Origin of the sequence: Ralstonia sp. ASV6 (genome assembly GCF_016429285.1) — a bacterium.
GTDB classification, from domain to species: Bacteria; Pseudomonadota; Gammaproteobacteria; order Burkholderiales; family Burkholderiaceae; genus Ralstonia; species Ralstonia flaminis.
Map to the genome: position 1 here is coordinate 1 of NZ_JAELUI010000222.1, position 5731 is coordinate 5731.

Annotated in this window: 2 protein-coding genes and 1 pseudogene; 1 reads left to right on the plus strand and 2 read right to left on the minus strand. The window is 65.8% G+C overall.

Features of this window, described 5'->3' with window-relative positions:
- Positions 1-554, minus strand: a pseudogene (locus JHD73_RS26065) (histidine kinase); the annotation flags it as partial.
- A 303-nt stretch (positions 555-857) separates the two neighbouring features.
- On the opposite strand from JHD73_RS26065, the gene JHD73_RS26070 reads away from it, so the two are divergent.
- Complete coding sequence (locus JHD73_RS26070) at positions 858-4397, plus strand: EAL domain-containing protein (protein WP_199033058.1); 3540 nt, start codon at positions 858-860, stop codon at positions 4395-4397.
- 40 nt (positions 4398-4437) lie between these two features.
- On the opposite strand, the gene JHD73_RS26075 is transcribed toward JHD73_RS26070, so the two are convergent.
- A partial coding sequence (locus JHD73_RS26075; protein ID WP_199033059.1) for a methyl-accepting chemotaxis protein occupies positions 4438-5731 on the minus strand: 1294 nt, incomplete at its 5' end.

Here is a 5731-nt window from a genome sequence, read left to right on the forward strand (position 1 = left end):
ATCGGATTGCGAGACAGTTCGATCGATCCGATCACCAGCCCAGCAAAGCCGCCGTCATTGCCGTGCAGCGGTGCCGCAAACGAGGCCACCGGACGCTTGCCCGCCGGTGCCAGGAACGGTTCCGGCATGTAGAGCCGACGCGTGTCGCGCACGGTCTTGAAGATGGGGTGGTCGGCCATGTTGTCGCCACGCCGTTCAGGCAGCGCCGGCGCATCGGCCAGGATGGTGCCGTCGGCGCCGACCACCAGTACGTTGTCGAAGGCGCCGCGCAATTCGGCATGGGCGTCGAGCCAGGCTTGGCCGTCGGCCGGTTTGTGCAGGTTGCTGGCGCCCTCGGCGGCAGCGGAGAGGCGGTCGATGATGGTGGCCAGCCGCGCGTCGATCGGGCGGGCCGCTTGCGACATCACCTGGTCCAGGCGGTTGTCGATCTCCTGCCGGGTGTCGTCGTACACCGTGGAGACGGCCACCGCAATCAACCCCGCAAACGGCACCAGCGCGGCAAACACCACGCCCGGCAGTAGGCGGAACAACAGGCGGCGTGGGGCGGTGCCCACGGGGCGAGATTCGGGCGTGTTTGACATGTGCCCGGATTTTAGAGCGAGTTGGCCCCCTGGAAACCCTGAAACGTCAACAAAACCACCTGGATTGCAACAGTTGCGTGCACAATTTCCACAAGTTGCGTGCGATAGGAATTGCAAGCAAAATGCTTGCGCACTGCGTCAGCCGTCAGCCGGCACGATGCCGCAACTGCATCGTGTGCCTTGGCGTACGGTCCCTGAGCCGCATGTCGTGTCGTCACTGAGGTGCAGCCGCAGAGTGCATCCGCTCTCCACACCAAGGCTCTACCGGTCATTCAAGTGCCGAAGCACGCTTTTTTTCCCACCACGCTGCGCGGCCGTTTGCTTGCACTGGCTGCGGTGGCCGCCTTGCCGGCTATTGTTGTGGCGATTGCCGGCGTGGCGCTCTATCGTGACCGGCTCAACGATCATCTTGCCCAGCGCCTGACCCACGAGACCGAGTCCGCCGCCGCGCGCGTCGGGATGGTGCTGTCCAACGCTAACGAACTGCTCTCCGTGCTGGTGGCCGACGATTCGGCGCTGCGCATGGACCAGCAGGAATGCAGTCGCTTCGTCAACCGCGTCTTCCATAACCAGAACGAGCTTTCCAACCTCGGCGTGATCGACGCGCATGGCAAGCTGGTGTGTACGCCCGATCCGGCCAATCTCGGTATCGACGTGTCGGATCGTGAATATGTGCACGAGATCCTGGCGACCGGTCAGCCGGCGCTGTCGACATTCGTCATTGGGAAGGCGTCCAACCAGGCCGTGATCGTTTCTGCGCGGCCGATGGTGGCCGGCGATGGCGCCATCCGGGGTGTGGCCTATGCGGCCGTGCGGCAAAGTGCTCTGATCTCGGCCGCCTCTGGTGGTATGTCGGGGGCACCGGTCTACCTGATCGACGCGTCCGGCAACGTGCTGTCGATCAACGCCACGATGACGCCCGAGCAGGCCCCCACGATTGCAAAGGGAACGCTGGTGGCCATGGCTGGCCAGCAGCCGGGTGATCCGGTGCTGGTGGACGACACCGATGGCGTGCGCCGCGCCTACGCCGCCATGGTGGTGCCGCACGCCGCCGCCGGGCGCCTGCGCATCGTGCGCGGGGTGGACGCGACCGACATCATTCGCCAGCAGCGCGACATCGCGCTGGCCGGCGGCGGCGCCATCCTGTTGATGATCGTGCTGCTGCTGGCGCTGATTCAGATAGCGATGCGACGGCTCGTGCTGCCGCGTGTCGATGCGCTGGTGGATGCGGCGCGCCACTACGCGGCGGGTGACTTCTCCGCGCGCGTGGTCGAGCAGGGCACCACGCGCGATGAGTTGTCGTTGCTTGAGCGCACCTTCAACGAGATGCGCGCGGCCATCCAGCGGCACGACGCCACCGTCCATCGGCTGACCGAACGTTTTCAGCGCGTGGCGCGTGCCACGAATGACTGGATCTTCGACTGGGATATCGCCACCGGAGAATCCTGGGCCAATGCCAGCCTGCACCGGCTCTTGGGCAGCGACGCGCTGATGGGCCCCGGTGAAGACGACGGTGTATCGCGCACGCTGACTTTCCACCAGTTCGTGCATCCGGACGATGTGGACGCGTTCGGTCAGGAGTTGCGCGCGGTGCTGCATTCGGACCAGAACAGCTGGCACAGCGTCTGCCGCGTGATTGATGCCAACCGCGCCACGCGCACGGTGGAGATTCGCGCCAGCATCTATCGTGGCAAGGACGGCCGTGCCGTACGCATGGTGGGCGGCGTGAGCGATATCTCGCAGCGTTCGGCCATGGAGCAGGAGCTGCGAGCAAGCGAGGCCAACCTGAGCGTGGCCGAACAGATCGCGCTACTCGGTAGCTGGCGCTGGGACGTGCTGCGGGACTCCACCACGTGGTCTTCCGGCATGTACGTGCTGACCGGCGTGCCGGCAGGTTTGCCGCCCACATTCGCGCAACAGTCGCAGTTCTTTACTGCCGACAGCTTCAACCGCCTGCGTGAAGCTGCCAGCCATGCCGTAACCGAAGGCGAGCCGTATTCGCTGGAGCTGGAGATGATCCGCCGGGACGGCGAGCACCGTTGGGTGCTCTCGCGCGGCAACATCGAGCGCAACGAGCGCGACGAGGTGGTGGCGCTGTTCGGCACCATGCAGGACATCACTGAGCGCCGCGAGTCCGACGAGCAATTGCGCCTGCTGCGCCGCGTGGTCGAGTCTGTGCCGTCAGGCATTTCTGTGGCCGATGCGCAGCGGCCGGACATGCCGCTGGTCTACGTGAACCCCGGCTTCGAGCGCATGACAGGCTACCGCGCCGACGAGGTGCTGGGCCGTAACTGCCGTTTCCTGCATTCTTCCGAGCCGGGTCAGCCGGCGTTGAACGAAGTGCGCGCAGCCCTGCGGGACGCGAGCGAGATTCGCGTGCTGCTGCGCAACTTCCGCAAGGATGGCCACCCGTTCTTGAACAACTTCCTGCTCTCGCCCGTGCGCGATGCCAAGGGTGCGGTCACGCACTACGTCGGGATTCAGGACGATGTGACCGAGCAGGAGATGACGCGCGCGCGCCTGGCGCAGCACGCTACGGTCGACCCGCTCACCGGCCTGCCCAACCGCACGCTGCTGGCCGACCGTGTGCAGCAGTCGGTGGAGATGGCCGCGCGCCAGCGCAGCCGCTTCTACGTGGCGCTGGTCAATATCGACCGCTTCAAGGTCATCAACGACAGCCTGGGGCATCTGCTGGGCGATGAGGTGCTGCGCCGCGTGGCCGAGCGCCTGCGCGATGCGGCCGACACCGTCGATACCGTGGCGCGCTTTGGCGGCGACGTGTTTGCGCTGGTGATCTCCCATGCCGGCTCGCGCGGCGTAGATTTCGGCTTTGACCTGTTTGCCGAAGCCATCCGCGTGGAAGGGCACGAAGTGTTCGTGACGGCGAGCATTGGCGTGGCGGAGTACCCCACGCACGGCTCGGATGCGGACACCCTCATCCGCCATGCCGAGATGGCGATGTACTACGCCAAGCAGAACGGCCGCAACCGGCTGGAGTTCTTCGCGCCCGAGATGGACATCGGCGTGTCGTACCGGTTGAACCTGGAACACCAGATTCGGGCTGCGCTGGAGCAGGGCCAGTTCCGCCTGCTGTATCAGCCGCAGATCGACACCCAGACCGGCCGCGTATGCGGGCTGGAAGCGCTGATCCGCTGGATTCACCCGACGCGGGGGCTGCTGCCGCCGGCTGCGTTCATTCCGGTGGCCGAAGAGAGTGGGTTGATCGTCGATATCGGCAACTGGGTGCTGGCCGAGGCTGCGCAGCAGCGTGCGGAATGGCATGCGCGCGGCCTGGCTGACGATCTGACGATTGCCGTGAACGTATCGCCGTTGCAATTCAAGCGCGGTACCGTGTTGCCGACGCTGCTCAAGCTGCAGCGCCAGTACGGCCTGGGCTCGGGCTTCCTGGAGCTGGAGGTGACTGAATCCATGCTGATGGAAGGCACTGAGCGCACCATCGAAGATCTGACCGCCATCCGTCAGCTTGGCGTGCGCATTGCCATCGACGATTTCGGAACGGGGTATTCGAGCCTGGCGTATCTGAAGCGCCTGCCGATTGACCTCATCAAGATCGACCGCGCCTTCGTCAAGGACATCGACCGTGATTCCAACGATGCGGCCATCTGCACGACGGTGGTGGTGCTGGCCCACAACCTGGGCGTGAAGGTGTGTGCCGAAGGCGTGGAAGACGCCACACAGGCCGCCTTCCTCACCTCACATCAGTGCGACGTACTGCAGGGGTATTACTTCAGCGAGCCGCTGCTGCCCGATGCGGTGGCGGCGCTGCTGGAGCGTGATACGCGCTTCGCCGTCTAGGGTCTGGGGCGGGCACACGCAAGGTACACCCGCCCTGCAATCACGCCCGGAACACCGCCACCGCGAGCTTCAGGTCTTCCGACTGTCGCGCCAGCACCGAGGTGGCTGCCGCGGCTTCTTCCACCAGTGTGGCGTTCTGCTGCGTCACCCCATCGAGCTGTGAGACCGAGTCGTTGATCTGCGCAATGCCGCTGCTTTGCTCGCGCGAGCTGGCCGAGATTTCCGACATGAGCTGGGTGACGGTCTGCACCGACTGCACGATCTGCGTCATGGTGGCGCCGGCCTGGTGTACCAGCGCCACGCCATCGCGCACGGATTGATCCGACGCGCGAATGATCTCCTTGCTCTGTGCCGCGGCCTGCGCGCTGCGTTGCGCGAGGCTGCGCACCTCACCGGCCACGACGGCAAAGCCGCGACCTTCCTCGCCTGCGCGGGCAGCTTCCACGGCGGCGTTGAGTGCCAGGATGTTGGTCTGGAAGGCGATGCTTTCGATGGTGGCGATGATCTCGGTCACGCGCTGGCTGTCGGCGCGGATGGCGTCCATGGTCTGCACGACGCGCTGCACGACTTGCCCGCCGTCAGCCGCGATGTGCGATGCCTGCTCGGCCAGCGTGCTGGCTTCGCGCGCGTGATCGGCGTTCTGCGCAACCATGGACGTGAGCTCTTCCATGCTCGACGCGGTTTCTTCCAGCGCGGCGGCCTGCTGCTCCGTGCGGGCCGACAGGTCATGGTTGCCCGCAGAAATCTGCAGCGTGCTGTGTGCGACGTTGGTGGCGCCATCCTGAATGTCGCGCACGATGGACGACAGGCTTGCGCGCATGGTGCCCATGGCGCGCATCACCTCGCCCAACTCATCGTTGGAGCGGACTTCAACGGCCGTGGTCAAGTCACCAGCGGCTAGGCGCGTGGCCAGCGTGGCCGCGTCCTCCAGCGGGCGGATGAGCGTGCGCGCCAGCAGCACGCCCGACATCGTCGCAAGCCCCGCGCAGCCCACACCGGTGAGCCACAGCCAGTCACGGCTGAGTACCAGCCACGTTTTGTCATGCAGGTCGGCCGCTTCCAGCGCGATGTGCGCCCACAGCGTGCCGATCAGGATGGCCACGGCAATCAGGCTTTGCAGCCCGATGACCTTGAAGCGCAGGCTGTCGCGCTGGAACAGATTGACGGCGCGTCGCCAGCCCGTGCGCAGGATGCGACCGGCGCGCACGGTGTAGGACGTGTCGCCTTCGTTGATGGCGGCGTAGGCACGCTGCGCGCGGGCAATCTGCGAAGGCGTGGCCATCGAGCGCACGGAGGTATAGCCGGTGACGCTACCGCCCTGGAACACGGGCGTG